Raw genomic sequence first — 20,537 nt, 5'->3', positions numbered from 1 at the left:
ACGCGGGGAGGGACGAATCAGGCGCAGGACACGCCCTTTGGGTGACCTTGGCCTTGCGTTCGAAGTCACGCGGCCACTCACCCTTCCGGTCGTGGGTCCGACGGGGCACGCCCGTAAACTGGGGAATCGGTCCACTCCCGGGCCAGTCCTCACTCCAGGAAGTCGCCAACGTGTCGCTCACGATCGGAATCGTCGGCCTGCCGAATGTCGGCAAGTCGACCCTTTTCAACGCCCTGACCAAGAACGACGTGCTGGCGGCCAACTACCCGTTCGCCACCATCGAGCCCAACGTCGGTGTCGTCGGCGTCCCCGACCCCCGCCTGGCGAAGCTCGCCGAGATCTTCAACTCCCAGAAGATCCTCCCCGCCACGGTCGACTTCGTCGACATCGCCGGCATCGTCCGCGGCGCCTCGGAGGGTGAGGGCCTGGGCAACAAGTTCCTGGCGAACATCCGCGAGTCCGACGCGATCTGCCAGGTCATCCGGGCCTTCAAGGACGAGAACGTCGTACACGTCGACGGCAAGGTCTCGCCCAAGGACGACATCGAGACGATCAACACCGAGCTGATCCTGGCGGACCTCCAGTCCGTCGAGAAGGCGGTGCCGCGCCTGACGAAGGAGTCCCGCCTCCAGAAGGAGAAGGTCGCGGTCCTGGCCGCGGTCGAGGAAGCCCAGAAGATCCTCGAAGCGGGCACCACCCTCTTCGCCGCCGGCATCACCGCCGGCACGGAGAAGGGGCAGCTCCTCCACGAGCTCCACCTCCTCACCACCAAGCCGTTCCTCTACGTCTTCAACGTCGACGAGGACGAGCTGGTCGACGAGGACTTCAAGAACGAGCAGCGCGCGCTCGTCGCCCCCGCCGAGGCGATCTTCCTCAACGCGAAGATCGAGTCCGAGCTGATCGAGCTCGACGACGAGGAGGCCCTGGAACTCCTCCAGTCCATGGGCCAGGAGGAGCCCGGCCTCGCCACCCTGGGCCGCGTCGGCTTCGACACCCTGGGCCTCCAGACCTACCTGACGGCAGGCCCCAAGGAGACCCGCGCCTGGACGATCAAGAAGGGCGCGACGGCCCCCGAGGCGGCCGGTGTGATCCACACCGACTTCCAGAAGGGCTTCATCAAGGCCGAGGTCATCTCCTTCGCCGACCTGGTCGAGACCGGCTCGGTCGCCGAGGCCCGCGCGAAGGGCAAGGCCCGCATGGAGGGCAAGGACTACGTCATGCAGGACGGCGACGTGGTGGAGTTCCGCTTCAACGTCTGATCGACTCGCTGTCTGCTGCTGGGTGATTCGCCGAAAGCACAGACCGGAAGGGGCCGGACTCCGGGGAGTCCGGCCCCTTCCGCGTTGTCGTGTCCACTTTCGGTTGCCTCGGGGCGGAGCGGGCTTCGAAGGATGCCTGCGAGTGCGCAGGTAGTGCGGGTCGGCTCGTCCGGCCGTAGGCGGGGACGGCGGGCGGCGGGCGGCGGGCGGCGGACGGCGGGCGGCGGACGGCGGGCCAGGACCTTCGCGCCGGCGGTGGGATCCTCCGGTCAGGGAGTGGGGAAAGGCCGTCCGACCTGCGAAGGAGCGGGCGGGCGGCCTTCTTCGCCGTCGTGGTGCCGGTGGGGCCCGGCGTAATATCGGGAAAAACGGTCAGAATTCTCCGGCCTCCGGAGGGAGACTGTGATGTCTGAGCAGACGCTGGACCCGGTGCGGCAGGAGCGGTTCGCGGAGCGGATGGGGCAGGTGCTCAACGATTCCTGCCTGGGGTATCTGTGCAGTCTCGGCCACCGGACGGGACTGTTCGACGTCATGTCCGGCCTGCCGCCGTCGACCAGCGCGCAGATCGCCGAGGCCGCCCGCCTCGACGAGCGGTACGTGCGGGAGTGGCTCGGCGGCATGACGGTGGGCGGCTTCGTCGAGTACGACCCGGCCGGCGGTACGTACCGGCTGCCGCCCGAGCACGCCGCCTCGCTCGTCCGGGCCGCAGGCCCCGGCAACCTCGCCTCCTTCATGCAGGATTTGGCACTGCTGGGCTCTGTCGAGGACAAGGTGCTCGACGCGTTCCGCCGGGGCGGCGGCGTCCCGTACTCGGCGTATCCGCGATTCCAGGAGCTCCAGGCCGAGGAGACGGCGCGGGTGTACGACGCCGCGCTGGTCGACGCGATCATCCCGCTGGCGCCCGGGCTCACCGAGCGGCTGAACGAGGGCATCGACGCGCTGGACATCGGCACCGGGCAGGGCCACGCGGTGAATCTGCTGGCCCGGGCCTTCCCCGCCAGCCGGTTCCTCGGCGTGGACATCTCCGACACGGGCATCGCGGCGGCGTGGGAGGAGGCGGAGCGGTTCGGGCTGGACAACGCCAGGTTCGTCGTGTCCGACACCGCCGAACTGTCCGGGACGTACGACCTGATCACGGCCTTCGACGTGATCCACGACCTGGCGCGGCCGGAGCGCGCCCTGTCGGCCGTCGCGGGTGCGCTGCGGGACGACGGGGTGTTCCTGATGGGCGACATCGCCGCCTCCAGCAAGCTGGAGGAGAACATCGGCCACCCGCTCGGCCCCACCCTCTACGCCTTCTCGGTCTTCTACTGCATGACCGTCTCGCTCGGGGAGGGCGGCGCCGGTCTCGGCACGGTGTGGGGTACGCAGCGGGCGTTGCGGATGCTCGGGGAGGCGGGGTTCGACGACGTCGAGGTGCGTGAGGTGGAGGGCGACGTCCTCAACGTGTACTACGTGGCCCGCAAGCGCAGCCGGTGACCGGCGCCGCCACTTCCGCCGCCACCTCCCGGATCAGACCGGTGCGTTCGGCAGGAGGCCGAGCTGGCCCAGGAAGTCCAGCTGGTCGAAGTACAGCCGGTAGCTGACGATCCTGCCGTCCTCGACCGTCGCGATGTCGCAGCCCCGTACCCTCACTTCCTTGTTCGTCGGTTCCAGGCTCTCGCCGGACGGCAGCACCAGTGGGCCGGTGTTCCTGCCGGTGAAGTAGCCCTCGTCGATCGCCGTGTTGCCGGATTCGTGCGTGTACGCCGTCTCGTACGTGCTGTCCGGGATCGCGTCCGTCATCTGACGCCAGTACTCACCGATGTTCTCCCGGCCCCGGATCTCTCCGTCCGGCGTGACGGCGACCGCGTCCTCCGCGAAACACTCCATGACGGCCTTGAGGTCCGTTCCCGTGGTGAGCGCCTCGGTGAGCCGGTCCATGACCTCGCGTGCCTGTCCCACGATCCACCTCCGGTGTGCGTGGTGGCATGTCCGTCCCATTTTCCCACAGGGCGGTACGAATGCGGCATCTGTGCCGGTGGCATCGCCGGCCGGGCCGGGTGATCGGGTCGGGGTGATCAGGCCAGGGCGATCAGGGCGGCGATCGCCGGGCCGAACGCGCCGCCGAGCTGGTAGCAGAGGCTGAACAGCCCGATCACCGTGGGGCGTTGGAAGCCGGGGGCGGCCTGGGTCGCGTACACCGCGAGGGTGGCGTTTCCCGCCGTGGTCGTGAGGACCGCGACCGCGGCCACGAGGAGGAGCAGCGGCGCCCAGGAGGTCACTGCGGCCGTCACCGGCGCCAGCGCGCCCAGGGCGACCAGGACCGTGAGGACCCTGCGCCTGCCCAACCGGGCGGAGAGCGCGGCGAGGACCGGGGAGAGGAGGGAGCCGGCGAGGAGGGCGGCCAGCTGGCCCGTGCCGATGGTGGCGGTGGACCGAGCTCCTGTTGTTCAGGCTTGATAATCTCAACGTTGAGATAAAATAGCCCCACTATCTCAACGTCAAGTGTCTTAACGTTGAGATAGCTTGCGTTGAAGGGAATCAGGATGAGCGACGCGGTGGACGCGATCATCGGCCAGTGGGTCGCGGAGCGCCCGGACCTGGAGGAGGACCTCTGGCCCGTGCACGTTCTCGGCCGGCTTCAGCGTCTCGGGCGCGTACTGGACAAGGAGTTCAGGACGTTCGCGGCCCAACGCGGCCTCGAACTGGGCGAGGTCGACGTCCTCACCACCCTCCAGCGCTCCGGTCCGCCGTACGCCCTGCCGGCCGGCGCGCTCCTCAAGGCCGCCATGGTGACCTCCGGCGCGATCACCAACCGCATCGACCGCATGGAGGCCAAAGGGCTGGTCGAGCGCGTGCGTGAAGAGAGCGGCGGAGACCGGCGCACGGTGCGTATCCGGCTCACCGACCACGGTCACGAGGTCACCCGCGAGTACATGGCCGCCCACCTCGCCAACGAGGCCCGCATGTTGCGCGCGCTGGGTCGTGAGGAGAGCGACCGCCTCGGCGACTCCCTGCGCAAGCTGCTGGAGACCTTCGGCGACACGTCGATCGGCTGACGGTCGCGGGCACGGGAACGGGCGCGGTCGGGAACGTGCCGCCCGACTCCCGTACGGCGCAGAGGATCTGACGGGCGCGCGGCGGACGCGGGACGGCGATGCCCTCGGCGGGAGCGGGAGCGGGAGCGGGAGCGGGAGGGGGAGCGGGGGCGGGAGCCGTCGGCGGGGCGGTGGCAGGTCGGCGCCGCCGCCGGATTCGGTGGAGTTGCCGGGGTGACCGGAGTGGTTGGAGTGTCCGGGGTGGCCGGAGTCGTCATGCGGGAAGCGCGGGGAAGCCCTCCGCGCGGTGATCGTTCATGTCGGGTGTGTGGCAGGCGTATTGCGGGTCCGAATTGACTCTTGTGGGATTCCTATGGATGCGCCAATCTTTCGCCTGGCGGCAAGACGCGGGAAACGACGCGGACCCCGAAGCGTCATTTTGTCATGCCCCTGTCGAGCTGTCGCACCGCCGCACCACCCCCCACCAGCGCACCGCCAATGAGGAGGACCCCTCACATGTCCGTGATGCGTAGTTCCCGGCGAAGAATTGCCGCAGCCAGTGCCACCGCCGTCGTAGCCCTCGCGCTCGGCGCGGCCTCCGCCCTCCCCGCCACCGCGGCCACCGCCGCCGAGGGCCGGATCCAGAACGCCGGAGCCCCCGGAACCATCGCGGGCAGTTACATCGTGACCCTTGACGAGGCGGCGGCGGACGCCGGCTCGGCGGAGGGCAAGGCGCTGGCCAAGGAGTACGGCGCCAAGATCAAGAAGACGTACACCGCGGCCCTCAACGGGTACGCCGTCGAGCTGTCCGAGGCACAGGCGAAGAAGTTCGCCGCCGACCCGGCCGTCGATTCCGTCGTGCAGAACCGCACCTTCACCGTCAGCGCGACCCAGCCCAGCCCGCCGTCCTGGGGCCTGGACCGCATCGACCAGAAGGCACTGCCGCTGAACCAGAGCTACACCTACCCGGACACCGCCGGCGAGGGCGTCACGGCGTACGTCATCGACACCGGCGTGCGCATCACCCACAGCGACTTCGGCGGCCGTGCCTCCTACGGCTACGACGCCATCGACAACGACAACACCGCGCAGGACGGCCACGGCCACGGCACGCACGTCGCCGGCACGGTCGCGGGCGGCGCGTACGGCGTCGCCAAGAAGGCCAAGGTCGTCGGCGTCCGCGTCCTCAACAACCAGGGGTCGGGCACCACCGCGCAGGTCGTCGCGGGCATCGACTGGGTGACGAAGAACGCCGTCAAGCCGGCCGTCGCGAACATGAGCCTCGGCGGCGGCGCCGACGCCGCCCTCGACACGGCCGTACGCAACTCCGTAGCCGCCGGCATCACCTACGCCGTCGCCGCGGGCAACGAGTCCACCGACGCCTCCACCAAGTCGCCCGCCCGGGTGGCCGAGGCGATCACGGTCGGCGCCACCACCAGCACCGACGCCAGGGCGAGTTACTCCAACTACGGCAGCGTCCTCGACATCTTCGCGCCGGGCTCGTCCATCACCTCGTCCTGGAGCACCGGCGACACGGCGACGAACACCATCTCCGGTACGTCGATGGCCTCCCCGCACGTCGCGGGCGCGGCCGCGCTCTACCTGGCGGCCAACCAGACGGCCACCCCGTCCCAGGTCTCCACCGCGCTGACCTCGGCCGCCACGACGGGCGTCGTGACCAGCCCCGGAACCGGCTCGCCGAACCGCCTGCTGTACGTCGGCACGGGCGGCACCACCCCGCCGCCCGGCAAGCGGTTCGAGAACCTCACCGACTACACGATCCGCGACAACGCCACCGTGGAGTCGCCGGTCACCGTCAGCGGCGTCACCGGCAACGCGCCCGCGGCGCTGAGCGTGCCGGTCGACATCAAGCACACGTACATCGGTGACCTCAAGGTCGATCTGATCGCCCCCGACGGCACCGCCTACACCCTCAAGGGCTACGGCACGGGCGGCAGCAGCGACAACCTGATCACCACGTACACGGTCAACGCCTCTTCGGAGGTGGCCAACGGCACGTGGAAGCTGCGGGTCAGTGACAACGCGGCGAACGACATCGGGAAGATCGACTCCTGGGCGCTCCAGTTCTGACGCGTTCCGGCACGTTCCCACGCGCTCCGGCGCGCTGAACGGATGAAGGGGGGGCGGTCGCTTCGGCGGCCGCCCCCTGTCGTGTGTCCGCGCCCCGCTTTCCCCGGGCCGCCGTGCACCTCGGTGGCCGTCAGTCAGGCCGGGTCCAGGGGGGACGGCCGGCCCCACGGTGCCTCCAGTGCCGCCCGCAGGGCGTCGACCGCCTCGCGGCCGATCCGCGCGGCCAGCTCCTCCTCCAGCCTTCCGAGGATGACGCCGGCCCGGTGGTGCGCGCGTTCGCCCTCCGGGGTGCGCCGGATCAGCCGCTGCCGGGCGGAGGCGGGGTCGGGGACCTGTTCCAGCAGCCCGTCGGCGACCAGGCCGTGCACGGCCTGGTGCGCGGTCTGCCGGGTGACGCCCATCCGCCGGGCGAGCTCGGAGACCGTGGTGCCCTGCTCGTCCAGTACGGCGAAGAGCCGGACCTGGGTCGGGGACACCGGCACCGCGCCGGCCTCTTCCAGGGTCGCCAGCAGCGCGTCCTCGAACCAGCGCCGGGCGTCGCCGAGCAACCGGGGAAGGTCGCGGCCGGTGGCGTTCATCTGTTCCTCACGTGTTCCTCGCGGCGGGGGGTGGGCAGCGGGCGGCCGGGCGGACGGGGCGGCGGGCTGACGGGGACGAGTTTATTGCCGGTGGCTTGCCCGTCGGCCTACATTTATGTCAGGCTACCTGACATTCCTTGTGCGAAGCCGACCCTGGGAGAACCCATGACGATCGAGTACGCCACCCGCCACCGGCGTGCCTCGCGCATCCCCGCCGAACCGGGGAAGCCCTATTTCATCGAGAAGGGCGAGGGGGACCGCGCCCACCTGTTCGGCGACCTGATCACCATCTACGCGGGCGGCGAGCAGACCGAGAACACCTTCAACTTCTTCACCGTCGAAGGCCCCAAGGGCGACCTCATCCCGGCCCACCTGCACACCGACACCCACGAGGTCTTCTACATCACCCAGGGCGCGGTCCGGCTGTTCGTCGAGGACACCGAGGGCAACCAGCAGGAAAAGCTCCTCACCCCCGGCGACTTCGGCTTCGTGCCGAAGAACTGCCGGCACGCCTACCGCATGGAGCGCCACCACAGCCAGGTCGTCGGCGTCGCCGCCGGCCCCGGAGGCACCTTCGAGCGGTTCTTCGAGAACCTCGGCGCGCCCGCCGAGGGGCTGGGCCTGCCGAGGGAGCCCGTCGTACCCGAACCCCACAAGTTCGGCACCGTCCCCCAGGAGTACGACGTGCGCTTCCTGCCCGACCATCAGTGGCGGACGCGGTGAGGCCCGGCCGTCCCTCGCTGCGGGAGCTGATCGCCGGGCCTCACCCGGACGTCGCCCCCCTGCCGCCCTCTGTCGCGTACGAGTCCGGTGTACGCGTGCTGCGCGGCGTCCCCTGCGGCGCCGTCGAGGGCAGCCGCCCGCTGGAACTGGACCTGTGGCTGCCCCGGGCCGCCCCGGCCGGCCCCGCCCCGCTGGTGCTGTTCGTGCACGGCGGCGCCTGGCGCCGCGGACGGCGCGACGACATGGGCCTGCGTACGCGCGACTGGGCCCCGGGACCCTTCGCCCGCATCGCGGCGGCGGGGGCCGCGGTCGCCTGCGCCGACTACCGGCTCAGCGGCGAGGCCGCCTTCCCCGCCCCCCTGGACGACCTCCGCACCGCGCTGCGCTGGCTCACGCTGCGGTCGTCGGAGCTCGGCATCGACACCGGGCGGACGGTGGTGTGGGGGGAGTCCGCCGGTGGACACCTCGCCTCCCACCTCGCCCTCACCCACACCGACCCGCCCCTGGCCGGCGCCGTCGTCTGGTACGGCCCGAGCGACCTGACCACTCCCCGGGACGGCTACGACCCCGCGGATCCGGCCACCCCGGAGGCCCTGCTGATCGGGGCCGCCCCGGCCGCCGCCCCCGACCGCGCCCGCGCCGCGAGCCCCGTCGCGCACGTCCGCTCCGACGCGCCGCCCTTCCTGCTCGTCCACGGCGCGCGCGACACCATGGTGTCGTGCGCGCACAGCGAAGTCCTGGCCGCCGGTCTCAAGGACGCCGGCGCGCCGGTCGAGTTGCGTACGGTGCCGGGCGCCGACCACGGCTGGTACGGACTGCCCGACGAGGAGGTGGAGGACATCTTCGCCCACTCGCTGGGCTTCGCCCTGCGCCTGATCACCTGAACCCCGCTCGCCCCGCACCCGCACCCGCACACACCGCGCCGGATCCCACCGCCCCCGCGTGCGCTGCCCGCGGCATTCCTGACGGTGAGTCGCCGGACGGGGGTGCGGGGGCCGGAAGCGGAATCGAGGCAAGCCGGTTCCGGGGTGGAGGGCCTGACATCCATACCCACGGTAAGGCCCTGCGTAAAAGCAAATCATCACTTCGGGTGAAACTTTGGCCTGTGCTTGCGGTCGACAACCCACGGTTGCCACGCTGTTGCTGTCTGTCAACCTGATGGGAGTGGCCAGTGACATTCGGTGAGCAGCCGGCCTACCTGCGCGTCGCGGGCGATCTACGGCAGAAGATCGCCGACGGTTCCCTGCCGCCCCACACCCGGCTCCCCTCCCAGGCCCGCATCCGCGCGGAGTACGGCGTCTCCGACACCGTCGCCCTGGAGGCCCGCAAGGTCCTGATGGCGGAGGGCCTGGTGGAAGGCCGCTCCGGTTCCGGTACGTACGTGCGCGAGCAGCCCGTCCCGCGCCGCATCTCCCGCGCCGGCTACCGGGGGGCGACGCCCTCGACCCCGTTCCGGCAGGAGCAGGCGGAGGCCGGTGCGCGCGGCACCTGGGAGTCCGGCAGCGAGCAGGAGGGGGCGACCGCTTCCATCGCCAAGCGGCTCGGCATCCAGGAGGGCGACCGCGTGATGCGCACGCGGTACGTCTTCAGGGACGCCGGCGAGGCGATGATGCTCTCCACCTCCTGGGAGCCCCTCGCCGTCACGGGGCGCACGCCCGTGATGCTGCCCGAGGAGGGTCCGCTGGCCGGATGCGGCGTCGTCGAGCGGATGGCCGCCATCGACATCGTCGTGGACAACGTGGTGGAGGAGGTCGGCACCCGGCCCGGCCTCGCGGAGGAACTGCTCAGGCTCGGCGGCGTACCGGGCCATGCGGTGCTGGTCATCGAGCGGACGTACTACGCGTCGGGGAAGGCGGTCGAGACGGCCGACGTGGTGGTCCCGGCCGACCGCTACCGGATCGCATACCACCTGCCCGTGAAGTGACCGGCGCGAAGCGGCGGACGGCTGATGGCCGGACACCCCGTCCGCCCGCCGTGATCCCGAGTTAACGCGCCGCCGGACCCCGTAACGGCCGGGTAACCGACGGCCGCGACGGGCTGTCATGTCCCGGTCCTAATTTCCCGTTCGTACCCGCACACCGGACGGACGGGAAGCCACCGATGACGGACACCGCCACACCCGCGACCAGAGCCCCTGACAGGCAGCCCGGCCGACCGCCCAAGCGGAGTTACGCCCGGCTCGCCGCCGACGAGAGCCGCGAGGACTACTCGCTCCGGTACGCGCCGCACTCCTTCCGCCGCTGGTCGCCGTCGATGGTCGCGGGCACCGCACTCGGCGGCATCGCGTATCTGGCGGACTTCGCGATCGGTGCGTCGATCGTCTTCACGTACGGCTTCACGAGCGGCTTCGCCTCGATCCTGTGCGCGGCCGCCGTCATCTTTCTCACCGGCATACCGATCGCCCGTGCCTGCGCCAAGTACGGCCTCGACATGGACCTGATCACGCGCGGCGCCGGCTTCGGCTACTTCGGCTCGACGCTGACCTCGCTCATCTACGCGTCCTTCACCTTCATCTTCTTCGCGCTCGAAGGCTCGATCATGGCGCAGGCCATGCACCAGGCCGTCGGCCTCCCGGTCGAGATCGGGTACTTGGTCACCACGCTGATCGTCATCCCCATCGTCTTCCGGGGGATGGGCGCGCTCGCGAAGGTCCAGGCGTGGACGCAGCCGGTCTGGCTGATCGGTCTCGTCCTGCCCTTCGTCGTGATGGCCTTCGAGGCGCCGGACGCCTGGGGCGAGTTCACGTCGTTCGGCGGCACCGAGGGGGCCGGCTCCGGCTTCTCGTGGGTCGCCTTCGGGCTCGGTACGGGCGTCGCGCTCTCCCTCATCGCCCAGATCGGCGAGCAGGCCGACTACCTGCGCTTCATGCCCGCCAAGACCGAGGCGAACAGGCGCCGCTGGAACCTCGCCGTGCTGGCGGCGGGGCCCGGCTGGGTCGTCATCGGCGCGGCGAAGCAGCTCGGCGGCGCCTTCCTCGCCTTCGTGGCGCTGGAGGCGGTCGGCAAGACGCACGCGCTGGAACCGATCGCGCCGCAGGTCGAGGCGCTCAAACCGTGGCTGGGGTCCGTCGCCCTGCCCGCCGCCGCGCTCTTCGTGGTCGTCTCCCAGATCAAGATCAACGTGACCAACGCCTACAGCGGCTCGTTGTCCTGGTCGAACTTCTTCTCCCGCGTCACGCACCGGCACCCCGGCCGCGTCTGGTACATCTTCCTCAACCTCGCCATCGCGCTGACGCTGATGGAACTGAACATGTTCGCGGCCCTCAACAAGCTGCTGGGCTTCTACTCGAACGTCGGCATCGCGTGGATCGTGGCCGTCGCCGCCGACCTGGTGATCAACAAGCGGATCGGGCTGAGTCCGCCGTACATCGAGTTCAAGCGGGCCTATCTGTACGCGGTGAACCCGGCCGGATTCGGGGCCATGGTCATCGCCTCGGCCGTCTCGATCCTGGCCTTCTTCGGGCTCTTCGGCGAGTACGCCCAAGCCTTCTCCACCTTCATCGCGGCCGGTCTCGCGCTCGCCTCGTGCCCTCTGATCGCCTGGCTCACCCGGGGCAAGTACTACCTGGCCCGTCCGAACCCGGTGAACGGCCCGCACGTCGACGTCGACGACATCACCGCCACCCACACCTGCGCCGACTGCGACACGGCGTACGAGCTGCCGGACGTCGCCGACTGCCCGGCCCGGTCGGGGCCCGTCTGCTCGCTGTGCTGCTCGCTCGACTCGGAGTGCGGTGACATGTGCCGCAAGGGGGAGGCGGTGGGCCCCGTGATGATGCCGGTGCCGGCACTGCCACTGCCGCCGCGCGAGGGCTGAACGGCCGCGGGGAAGGGGGCGCACTCCGTCGAGTGCGCCCCCTTCCCCATGGCTTGATGCGTACCTCTTTGTGTAAAAGCGTATCCGCTGAGTAAAGGTCAGGCGTAGGGTCGGGCATATGCGGATTGCGGTTTCCTGGGGATCCTTAGAGACGGGCACACCGGCGGACGGAGGCGCACGATGAGCGACAGCGGCGCTGTGCTCCCGTGGCTGGTCATACGGCAGGACGACAACGGCAACCGGTACCGCGTCGGCCGGTACGCGACCAGGGCCGAGGCGCAGAGGATCGTCGACAGCTTCGACAACCGCGGCCACAAGCAGCTGTACTGGGTCGAGCGGATCGGCCAGAGCGTCCAGTAACCGGCCGTACGGGCCGCGCGGCCGCGTCCCGCCGCTTTCCCCGTACGCCGTAGGCTTCCGGGCATGACGGGCGTGACTGATCGTGTCGTGGTGGGCGCAGCGGTGTTCCACGAGGGGCGGCTGCTGGCCGCGCGCCGCAGCGCCCCGCCCGAACTGGCCGGCGGCTGGGAGCTGCCCGGCGGCAAGGTCGAGCCCGGCGAGAGTCCGGAGCAGGCGCTCGTGCGCGAGCTGCGTGAAGAGTTGGGCGTCGAGGCGGACGTGAGGGAACGCATCCCCGGCGAGTGGCCCCTGAAGCCCGGTTATGTCCTTCAGGTGTGGACCGTCCGGCTGCTGTCCGGCACCCCTCGCCCGCTCCAGGACCACGACGCCCTGCGCTGGCTCCTTCCGCACGAGGCGGACGCCGTGGACTGGCTCGTCCAGGACCGCCCCGCCGTCACCGAGGCGGTACGCCGCCTGAGCGCTCTGCCGGGGGCCGCCGCGCAGACGTGACGCCGCGCCCCGCCGCACGGACGGCTCCCGCGCCCCGCCGCGCGGACGGCTCCCGCGCCCCGCCGCACGGACGGCTCCCGCGCCCCGCCGCACGGACGGCTCCCGCGCCGGTCCGCGCCGGTCCGCGCCGGTCGCGCGGACCCCTGCGGGCCCCTGCCCGGCCCGGTCCCCGGGGCGGGCAGGGCGGTGGGGACCCGTACGCCGTTCGTGCCACTGTGCACCAGGGACCGCGATAGCTCGACTTCCATATCGGGTATGTGCTGACCAACCCCCCTGAAAGGGGCGCGGGTCTGCTGCAGGTCTGGGATCGGGGATGTGATCGGCGTGATCGACACCGACGGCGCCTGCGCCGAGTGGTCGTTCCCTGCTGAACCCGGTGCCGTCCGCACCGCCCGCCACGCCGTCCGGGACGCGCTGCGCGCCTGGGACCTGCCGGACACCGTCGGCGACGTGACGGTACTGCTGGTCAGTGAACTGGTGACCAATTCCTTGCGGTACGCGTCCGGGCCGATCGGGGTCCGTCTCCTGCGCCCCGCCGCCGACGGCCACCCGCCGGGCACCCGGCCCGTACTGGTGGTCGAGGTCTCGGACCCGCTTCCGGATCCGCCCCTGGAGCGGGCAGCGGCCCCCGATGACGAGGGAGGACGCGGTCTGCAGCTGGTGGCCTGTTCTGCCCGGCGGTGGGGCACCCGCCGCGGCAGAACGGGCAAGACGGTGTGGTTCGAGCTGGTTCTCCCTGGTTAGAAGAGTGAAGGGACAAGGATCACCTCGGGGGAATCTTCCTGGCCGAAAAGGAACGAGACCGTGCTGTGATCGTGAACGCCGTGCAGGTTGGGACCGTAGTGCTGAATACTGCGGGAAGGACCGGTCCGGTGCGCTGAGCTGGAGGGGACGGTCGCGTGAACGAGATACCAGCGGCAGCTGGCGATGTGATGTGGCAGAACAGCCCGCCCGGCTCGATCTACGACTACATCGGCGTCGCCTCCTTCTCGGTGGGCCCCGACGGGCTGGTCGAGCAGTGGAGCAGGCGGGCCGAAGAGCTGTTCGGCCTGACCGCCGACGAGGTCGTGGGCAAGGACCCGGTCGAGACCTTCATGCCCCCCGAGCTGCGGGGACGCGGGCAGCACCGGCTCGCCGGGATCCTCGACGGCAAGGAATGGACGGGCCTCGTCCCGTTCCGGGCGCCCGGCCGCGAGGGCGCGCAGGGCGTCGCGGAGATCTATGTGATGCCCAGCGCGGCGACCGGCGGCGAACGGGCCGCGCTCTGCGTCGTCGTCGACATCCGTGCCGTACGCCGGATCGAGACTGATCTCGCTGCCTCGCAGGCCATTTTCGGTCAATCTCCTTTCGGATTCCTGCTTTTCGGTACGGACCTCACCGTGCAGCGCGCCAACCAGCGCTTCGCCACCGTCTTCGGCGGCAGCACGACCGACCACCGCGGCCGCACCGTCCACGACTACCTCTCCCGCGCCGAGGCCGACCGGATGACCGCGGCCCTGGAACGGGTCCTGGAGACCGGCGAGGCCGTCACCGACCTGCAGATCGTCGGCACCGTCCCCGGCGAGACGGAGCGCAGGCACTGGTCGGTCAACCTCTACCGGGTGCACAGCGGATCCGGCCGCACCATCGGAGTCGCCGGGCTCGCCACCGACATGACCCGGCGCCACGTCGCCGCCCGCGAGGCTGCCGACGCCCGCCGCAACCTCGCCCTGCTGAACGAGGCCGGCGCCCGCATCGGCAACTCCCTGGACCTGGAGACCACCGCCCGCGAACTCCTCGGCGTCGTCGTCCCCGGCTTCTGCGACCTCGCGTCCGTCGACCTCTACCAGGGACTCCTGGCCGGTGACGAGACCCCGCCGGGCCGGGCCGACGGCAGCGCCGAACTGCGCCGTGTCGCCTTCGCCAGCGCGGTCTCGGACGGCCCACCGGCCGCCCCCGCACGCCTCGCCGGCGATGACGAACCGGTGCCGGCCGAAGTCGGCGACGTCCACCGCTACCCGTTCCACTCGCCCTGCGCGAGCGCCCTGCGCACCGCCCGCGCCCGGGTCGTGCCCGGCGAGGAAGGCAGCCTCGTCCACACCACGCTCGCCGTGCCGATGGTCGCCCACGACACCGTCGTCGGCCTCGCCCAGTTCTCCCGTGCGAAGGGGAGCGAGCCCTTCGGCGAGCGCGATCTCGCGCTCGCCACCGAGCTCGCCGCGCGCGCCGCCGTCTGCATGGACAACGCCCGCCTCTACCGGCGTGAGCACGAGCGCGCCCTGATCCTCCAGCGCAGCCTGCTGCCCCCCGGCGACCCCGAGGCCGCCGGACTCGACATCGCCTGCCGCTACCTGCCCGGCAACACGGCGACCGAGGTGGGCGGCGACTGGTTCGACGTCATCGAACTGCCCGGCCACCGCACGGCCCTGGTCGTCGGTGACGTGATGGGCCGCGGCCTGCGCGCCGCCGTCGCCATGGGCGAACTGCGCACGGCGGTACGGACCCTGGCGCTCCTCGACCTGGAGCCGGCCGAAGTCCTCTCCGCCCTCGACGAGATCGCGCGCGGTCTCGGCTCGCCCAGCGGCGCGCAGCACGCGTCGCGCGCCGCCCACAAGGCACGCGAGGCCGACCTCTCCGAGGTCTACCTCGCGACCTGCGTGTACGCCGTCTACGACCCGGTCACCCGCCGCTGTACGTTCGCCAACGCCGGCCACCTGCCGCCCGTCCTCGTCGAACCGGGCGAGGAGGCGCTGCTGCTCGACGTACCGCCGGGCATGCCGCTCGGCGTCGGCGGCGAGCCCTTCGAGGAGGTCGAGGTCGAGATGGCCGAGGGTGCGCTGCTCGCCCTCTACACGGACGGGCTCGTCGAGTCGAGGGACCAACCGCTCGACGAGGGGCTGCGCGAGTTCCGCAGGGCGCTCGCCGATCCCGTACGTCCCCTGGAGGACGTCTGCGACCACGTGCTGAGCACCCTCGACACCCGGCACGGCGAGGACGACATCGCCCTGCTGATGGCCCGCATCCAGGGGCTGCCCGCCGGTTCCGTCGGCGACTGGCGGCTGTCGCGCGGGCCGCGCTCGGTGGGCCGGGCGCGGGAGCTGGCGCGGGCGCAGCTGGTGTCCTGGGGCCTCGAAGACCTGGTGGACACCACGGAACTGCTGGTCAGCGAGCTGGTCACCAACGCTCTGCGATACGGCGAGGGCGAGATCAGGGTCCGGCTGCTCCTCGACCGTACGCTCGTGTGCGAGGTGTGGGACGCGGGCCTCGTCCAGCCGCGGCGGCGCCGGGCCCGCGACACCGACGAGGGCGGGCGCGGGCTTCAGCTGGTGGACCTGCTCAGCGCCGCGTGGGGCTCGCGGCGCACACCGCGGGGGAAGACGGTCTGGTTCGAACTCGCCCTGCCGACGGGGGAGAAGGGGAAGGGCGAGCTCAGTGTCGACGAGCTGCTGAGCCTCTTCTGACTCCGACTCCGACTCCGACTCCGACTCCGACTGTGGCGCCGGAGCCGGTACGGGGGCCGGTGCCGCCGGTCACCGGGCTTTCATGGCGGCCAGCCTGGCCTCGATCTCGGCGTCGTCGCCCAGGCTGTCCAACTGCTCGAACTGGGCGTCCAGGGACGACGCGGCCAGCTCCTGCCTGCCCATCGCCTTCGCCTCCTCGCGGCGCACCTTGTCCTCGAAGCGGCTCAGCTCGCTCGTCGGGTCCAGGACGTCGATGTCCTTCACGGCGTCCGTCATCCGGTTCTGTGCCTGCGCGGACGTGGCACGGGCCACCAGTTCGTCGCGCTTGGAGGTCAGTTCGGTCAGCTTGGTCTTCATCCGCACCAGACCGGCCTTGAGCTTGTCGACCACCTCCGTCTGCGTGGCGATGACCGGCTCGGCGGCCTTGGCCTCCTTCTCGGACTGGAGCTGCCGCTGGAGCGCCACCTTGGCGAGGTGGTCGAAGGCGTCCGCCTGCGCGGCCGGCCCGGTACCGCGCATCTCGTCCGCCTTCCTGCTGGCGGCGAGCGCCTTGACGCCCCACTCCCGGGCCGCCTCGACGTCCTCCTCGTGGTCCAGTTCCAGGAGCCGCAGATTGCCGATGGTGGCCGCGACGGCCTCCTCGGCCTCCCTGATGTTGTCGGTGTAGTCGCGGATCAGCTGGTCCAGCATCTTCTGCGGATCCTCGGCCTGGTCGATGAGGGAGTGGATGTTGGCCCTCGCGAGCTGGGTCACGCGGCCGAGGACCGTCTGCTTCGTCATGCGCGTCTCCTTGGGTCTTGAGTGGTGTACGAGCGGTGTACGGGTCAGAACCGGCCGCCGCCGCCCCTGCGGCCCCGTGTGCCTCCGCCGCCGAAGCTGCCGGGACCGCCGCCGAAGCCCCCGCCCCCGCCGAAGCCCCCGCTGCCGAAGCCCCCGCCCCCGCCGAAGCCGCCCGCGCCCCGGCCGCCGCCGAGGAGGCCGCCGAGGAGGATGCCGCCGAGCACGGCCCCGTCCAGGCCGCCCCCGGCCGTGCCGCCCGCGCCCGCGAAGCCGCCGCCGAACCGGTCGTCGTACCCGCGTACGTCCTGTTCGGCCAGGCTCTGCGCCTGCCGGGCCAGGGCGTCCGCCCGCTGGGCCTCGGCGAGCGCGCCGGGCGCGTCGGACGGTGCGGCGGCCGCGGACCGTTCGAGGTGGCGCCGCGCCTCCGCGAGCCGGGTGCGGGCCTGGCTGCCGACCGCGCCCCGGTGCGTGGTGATGTAGTCGGCGGCCGCCCCGACCGTGGCACGGGCGGCGAGCGTGGCCTGGCCCAGCAGGGCGCGCGCCCGCTGGGCCGCCGTCTCGCGCTCGCGCGCCCCCGCCAGGGCCTCGTCGAGCACCGAGTCGGCCTCCTCGACGCGGCGCAGGGCGTCGATCGGGTCGTACCGCCCCGACCGCTCCTCCTGCCGTACGCCGGTGACCACCGCCTCCGCGCGGGCGATGCGCCCCTGGAGATCGGCGGCCGAGATCCCGCCGCCTTCCGCCGCGGACCTGAGACCCTCCAGAAGGCCGCGGGCGTCGGCCAGGTCGGTCTCGGTCTCGGTCAGCGCGCCGGGCAGCCTGCCCGCGGCCTCGGCGAGTTCGCGCGCCCGGCGGTCGACGGCGTCGATGAGCGTGGCCGCCTGGCCGACGGCGCCCTCGGCGGCCCGTACGAACACGGCAGCCCTGCCCGTGTCGCCCGCGTCCACCGCCTGCCGGGCCTCGGAGAGGCTGCCGGTCGCGAAGGCGAGCCGGTCCTTGGCCTGCTCGGCGTGGCCGGCGACCGGCGCGGACGCGGAGTCGGCGTACCGCCCGCGCATCGCGGTCAGCACCGCCTCCGCCGTGCCCGTGCGCCCGGCGAGATCGCGGAACGCCGCCTCGGCGTCGGCCAGCGCCCGAGAGGCGTTCTTCTCCAGGGCGCGCAGCCGGTCGAACGACTCGGCCTCGGCGTCGAGCCGGCGGTTGGCCTCGGCGCAGCGGGCGACGATCTCCTCGAGCATGCGGCGGCGGGTGGCGTCGTCCTCCGGCCAGGCGTCGTCGAGCTGCTGGCGCAGCCGGAAGGCGGCGGCCAGCTCGCTCCTGGCGTGCGCGAGCGCCTCGCCGAAGGGGCGGGCCGCCTCCTCGCCGAACTGGGCGGTCGCGAAGCCCAGTTCCTCCTCGCTGGTGTGGATCGCGTCGTCCGCCCCGACGAGCTCCCGTCTGGCCCTGGAGTCGAGTTCGGGCAGCGGGACCTCCCGCTCCTGGGCCTCCCGGGCCCCCTGGGCGGGTGTGGTCCGGGTGCTCGTGCGCCTCCTGCGCCGGGTGTACGTGTACGCCGCCAGCGCACCGGCCGCGCCGACCACGACCACGGGGAGCATCAGATCCCCGGCGCCGCTCACGCCGTCACCCGCCCCGCCGCCGGGGTCGGCCTCGCCCGGGGTGAGCGTGGGGACCGGGACGGGCTGCCCGGCGAGCACCGCGGCGTAGCCGTTCGCGGCGCCGATCGCCGCGCCCGCCCAGTCGTTCCCCCGCAGGGCGGGTTCGATCGCGGTCCTGGCGACGTCGCCGAGCTGGGCGTCGGTGAGGCGCGAGCCCTGGTCGACGGAGTAGGCGTACTGCCGGTCGTGGGTGGCGACCGCGAGCAGCACGTCGTCGCTGCCGAGACCGTTCTGTCCGGCGGTGGCGTCGGCCCAGCTCTGCCCGGGCCTCCCGGAGAAGTCGCGGACGTACACGACGAAGAGCTGGACGCGGCGGGTGTCGTAGAGGCGGCCCAGCGCGGCCTCGACGTCGTTCGTACGGTGGCCGAGCGCGCCCACCCTGTCGGTGATCTGGCCGTCGCGGGAGAGGCGGACGGGGTCTTCGGCGGATGCGGGGGCCGCGGGCACTGCGAGGCACCACGCCGCGAGCAGTGTGCCGAGGAGGATCCGGGCGGTGGCGGTTCGCATCACGTCTGTGAGGTTATGTCCGTGCCGCGCGGCTCGCGAGCGGAGGACGGGCTCCGAGCCGCGCCGCCGGGGTCAGACCAGCTTCGTCAGGAGCAGGTCCGCGTCGTCCGGGGTGAGCTCGATGCCGAACACGTCCGCCAGGACCTTCGGTACCTCCTCCGCCTCCAGCTCCCGCACCTCCGGCGGCCCGGCGACGCCCGGCCTGACGGTGATCAGCGTGCGGTTGTCCAGGACGTGCAGCCGGTCGGGGTGCACCCGCTGGACGAAGGGGCGGTAGCTGAAGGGGGAGTGCGGGCTCGTCGCGATGAAGTGGTTCGCCATCCGGAAGTCGACCGGGTACTGCGGGTCGAGGGTGAAGGTGTGCCGCGCCGTCCACCCGTCACCGGTGTCGTCGCTCTCGCCCTCACGGGCCGGCTGGTAGAGCGTCCACCCGTCCGCGCCCGGCGTGACCTCCCCGCGCCGCAGCCGGTACGCCCACACGCCGTCCGTGGTTTCGGTGCCGTCCGTCAGCTCGACCGGCTCCAGCGGGCCCGCCCCGAAGCCGATGTCGCTCAGCAGGCGCCGGCCGTCGATCTCCACGATCAGCATGGCGTGCGTGGTGGGCAGCATCTTGGGCGCGCCCATCCGGATCCGGCCCAGGACCGCGAAGAACGTGAAACCGAGCCGCTCCAGGGCCGCGGCGTACAGCGAGACGTGCTCGAAGCAGTAGCCGCCGCGCGGGTTGCCGATCATCTTGCTCCGGAGCGTGGCCGGATCGAGCGGGACGTCCCCCCGCAGAACCGCGTCCAGGTTCTCCCAGCGCACGTTCAGCACGTGCGCGCGGTGCAGCTCGCGCAGGGTCTCCAGGGTGGGGGAGCGGTCTCCCTCGTACCCCAGATGGGCCAGGTAGGCGTCCAGGTCGAGTGCGTCACCGTTCCACATGCGTACGTTCCCCGTCGTCTCGTCGGCTCGTTGCGACAGGTGCAGCGCGGGGGCGTACCGCCTCTATTCCGGGCGCCGGAAGATCTTGCTGCCCAGCCGGACCAGCGGATCGTACTTGCGGTCGGCGGCCCGCTCCTTCAGGGGGATCAGGGCGTTGTCCGTGATCTGGATGTTCTCGGGGCAGACCTCCGTGCAGCACTTGGTGATGTTGCAGTAGCCGAGCCCGTGCTCGTCCTGCGCGGTCTTCCTGCGGTCGACGCCGGCCTCGGCCGCCGCGTCCAGCGGGTGCATGTCCAGCTCGGCGATCCGCATCAGGAACCTCGGACCGGCGAAGGACTCCTTGTTCTCCTCGTGGTCGCGCACCACATGGCAGGTGTTCTGGCACAGGAAGCACTCGATGCACTTGCGGAACTCCTGCGAACGCTCCACGTCGATCTGCTGCATCCGGTAGTCGCCCGCCGCGACCCCCGGAGGCGGTACGAAGGCGGGCACCTCCCGCGCCTTGGCGTAGTTGAAGGACACATCCGTCACCAGGTCGCGCACGACGGGAAAGGCCCGCAGCGGTGTGACGGTGACCGTCTCCTCGCGCGAGAAGACCGACATGCGCGTCATGCACATCAGCCGCGGCCGCCCGTTGATCTCCGCGCTGCACGAACCGCACTTGCCCGCCTTGCAGTTCCAGCGCACCGCCAGGTCCGGCACCCGGGTGGCCTGGAGGCGGTGGATGATGTCGAGGACGACCTCGCCCTCGTTCACCTCGACCTCGAAGTCCTCCAGCGCCCCGCCGTCCACGTCCCCGCGCCAGACCCTGAAGCCCGCTGTGTAGCCGCTCATCCCAATCTCCTTGCGTGGATACCTCGTGCTTTAGCTCGGGGAGGAAGCGCACCCTTGGCCTGGAGCC

At 71.7% G+C, this 20,537-nt stretch carries 19 protein-coding genes; 12 read left to right on the top strand and 7 right to left on the bottom strand.

The features are described from left to right. The first annotated feature begins 170 nt into the window (after positions 1-170). Together ychF and BN1555_RS11300 are read left to right on the top strand one after the other, a co-directional pair. Positions 171-1,259 carry a redox-regulated ATPase YchF gene (gene ychF, locus BN1555_RS11305; RefSeq protein WP_093799267.1) on the top strand — a complete coding sequence of 363 codons (1,089 nt, stop codon included), beginning with the start codon at positions 171-173 and terminating at the stop codon, positions 1,257-1,259. 405 nt (positions 1,260-1,664) lie between these two features. Then, positions 1,665-2,738, top strand: coding sequence for a class I SAM-dependent methyltransferase (locus BN1555_RS11300; RefSeq protein ID WP_093799266.1), 1,074 nt, complete (start codon positions 1,665-1,667; stop codon positions 2,736-2,738). A gap of 33 nt (positions 2,739-2,771) precedes the next feature. Here the strand turns inward: BN1555_RS11300 and BN1555_RS11295 are convergent, their stop codons facing one another. Further along, positions 2,772-3,203 (bottom strand): nuclear transport factor 2 family protein, encoded by a 432-nt coding sequence (locus BN1555_RS11295; protein ID WP_093799265.1) that lies wholly within the window; start codon positions 3,201-3,203, stop codon positions 2,772-2,774. A gap of 116 nt (positions 3,204-3,319) precedes the next feature. Continuing rightward, positions 3,320-3,649, bottom strand: a complete 330-nt coding sequence (locus BN1555_RS11290; RefSeq protein ID WP_255306395.1) for an MFS transporter — start codon at positions 3,647-3,649, stop codon at positions 3,320-3,322. Between the two features lie 138 nt (positions 3,650-3,787). Here BN1555_RS11290 and BN1555_RS11285 point away from each other — a divergent pair, with 138 nt between their 5' ends. Next, a complete protein-coding gene (locus tag BN1555_RS11285; RefSeq protein ID WP_093799264.1) occupies positions 3,788-4,300 on the top strand; it encodes a MarR family winged helix-turn-helix transcriptional regulator in 513 nt (170 codons plus the stop codon). Between the two features lie 495 nt (positions 4,301-4,795). Further along, the gene (locus BN1555_RS11280; protein ID WP_093799263.1) at positions 4,796-6,370 is read left to right on the top strand and encodes a S8 family peptidase; all 1,575 of its coding nucleotides are present in this window, start codon (positions 4,796-4,798) and stop codon (positions 6,368-6,370) included. 134 nt (positions 6,371-6,504) lie between these two features. Here the strand turns inward: BN1555_RS11280 and BN1555_RS11275 are convergent, their stop codons facing one another. After that, positions 6,505-6,948 (bottom strand): MarR family winged helix-turn-helix transcriptional regulator, encoded by a 444-nt coding sequence (locus BN1555_RS11275; protein WP_093799262.1) that lies wholly within the window; start codon positions 6,946-6,948, stop codon positions 6,505-6,507. A gap of 165 nt (positions 6,949-7,113) precedes the next feature. Here BN1555_RS11275 and BN1555_RS11270 point away from each other — a divergent pair, with 165 nt between their 5' ends. From BN1555_RS11270 to BN1555_RS11235, 8 genes are all read left to right on the top strand, one after another. Further along, a complete protein-coding gene (locus BN1555_RS11270) occupies positions 7,114-7,671 on the top strand; it encodes a quercetin 2,3-dioxygenase (RefSeq protein ID WP_093799261.1) in 558 nt (185 codons plus the stop codon). Continuing rightward, positions 7,668-8,555: an alpha/beta hydrolase gene (locus BN1555_RS11265; protein ID WP_255305994.1), complete on the top strand. Its 888-nt coding sequence runs from the start codon at positions 7,668-7,670 to the stop codon at positions 8,553-8,555. The genes BN1555_RS11270 and BN1555_RS11265 overlap by 4 nt, the downstream gene beginning before the upstream one ends. Positions 8,556-8,842: 287 nt before the next feature. Next, entirely contained in the window at positions 8,843-9,595 is a 753-nt protein-coding gene (locus BN1555_RS11260) for a GntR family transcriptional regulator (RefSeq protein ID WP_093799259.1), read from the top strand. A gap of 176 nt (positions 9,596-9,771) precedes the next feature. Continuing rightward, positions 9,772-11,487: a purine-cytosine permease family protein gene (locus tag BN1555_RS11255; protein ID WP_093799258.1), complete on the top strand. Its 1,716-nt coding sequence runs from the start codon at positions 9,772-9,774 to the stop codon at positions 11,485-11,487. Positions 11,488-11,667: 180 nt separating this feature from the next. After that, a complete protein-coding gene (locus BN1555_RS11250) occupies positions 11,668-11,847 on the top strand; it encodes a hypothetical protein (protein ID WP_093799257.1) in 180 nt (59 codons plus the stop codon). Between the two features lie 63 nt (positions 11,848-11,910). Beyond that, a complete protein-coding gene (locus tag BN1555_RS11245; protein WP_093799256.1) occupies positions 11,911-12,336 on the top strand; it encodes a (deoxy)nucleoside triphosphate pyrophosphohydrolase in 426 nt (141 codons plus the stop codon). Between the two features lie 315 nt (positions 12,337-12,651). Continuing rightward, a complete protein-coding gene (locus BN1555_RS11240; protein ID WP_093799255.1) occupies positions 12,652-13,080 on the top strand; it encodes an ATP-binding protein in 429 nt (142 codons plus the stop codon). Between the two features lie 188 nt (positions 13,081-13,268). Then, a complete protein-coding gene (locus tag BN1555_RS11235; protein WP_093799254.1) occupies positions 13,269-15,776 on the top strand; it encodes a SpoIIE family protein phosphatase in 2,508 nt (835 codons plus the stop codon). 69 nt (positions 15,777-15,845) lie between these two features. On the opposite strand, the gene BN1555_RS11230 is transcribed toward BN1555_RS11235, so the two are convergent. From BN1555_RS11230 to BN1555_RS11215, 4 genes are all read right to left on the bottom strand, one after another. Continuing rightward, complete coding sequence (locus BN1555_RS11230) at positions 15,846-16,556, bottom strand: PspA/IM30 family protein (RefSeq protein ID WP_093799253.1); 711 nt, start codon at positions 16,554-16,556, stop codon at positions 15,846-15,848. Between the two features lie 44 nt (positions 16,557-16,600). After that, the gene (locus BN1555_RS11225) at positions 16,601-18,715 is read right to left on the bottom strand and encodes a TPM domain-containing protein (RefSeq protein ID WP_176710267.1); all 2,115 of its coding nucleotides are present in this window, start codon (positions 18,713-18,715) and stop codon (positions 16,601-16,603) included. Positions 18,716-18,787: 72 nt separating this feature from the next. After that, entirely contained in the window at positions 18,788-19,636 is an 849-nt protein-coding gene (locus BN1555_RS11220; protein WP_093799251.1) for an arylamine N-acetyltransferase family protein, read from the bottom strand. A 63-nt stretch (positions 19,637-19,699) separates the two neighbouring features. Continuing rightward, positions 19,700-20,470 carry a succinate dehydrogenase/fumarate reductase iron-sulfur subunit gene (locus BN1555_RS11215; RefSeq protein WP_093799250.1) on the bottom strand — a complete coding sequence of 257 codons (771 nt, stop codon included), beginning with the start codon at positions 20,468-20,470 and terminating at the stop codon, positions 19,700-19,702. Positions 20,471-20,537: the final 67 nt, after the last annotated feature.

The organism is Streptomyces sp. Wb2n-11 (assembly GCF_001049855.1).
GTDB lineage: Bacteria > Actinomycetota > Actinomycetes > Streptomycetales > Streptomycetaceae > Streptomyces > Streptomyces altiplanensis.
This window is presented reverse-complemented; position numbering and strand designations above follow the sequence as displayed.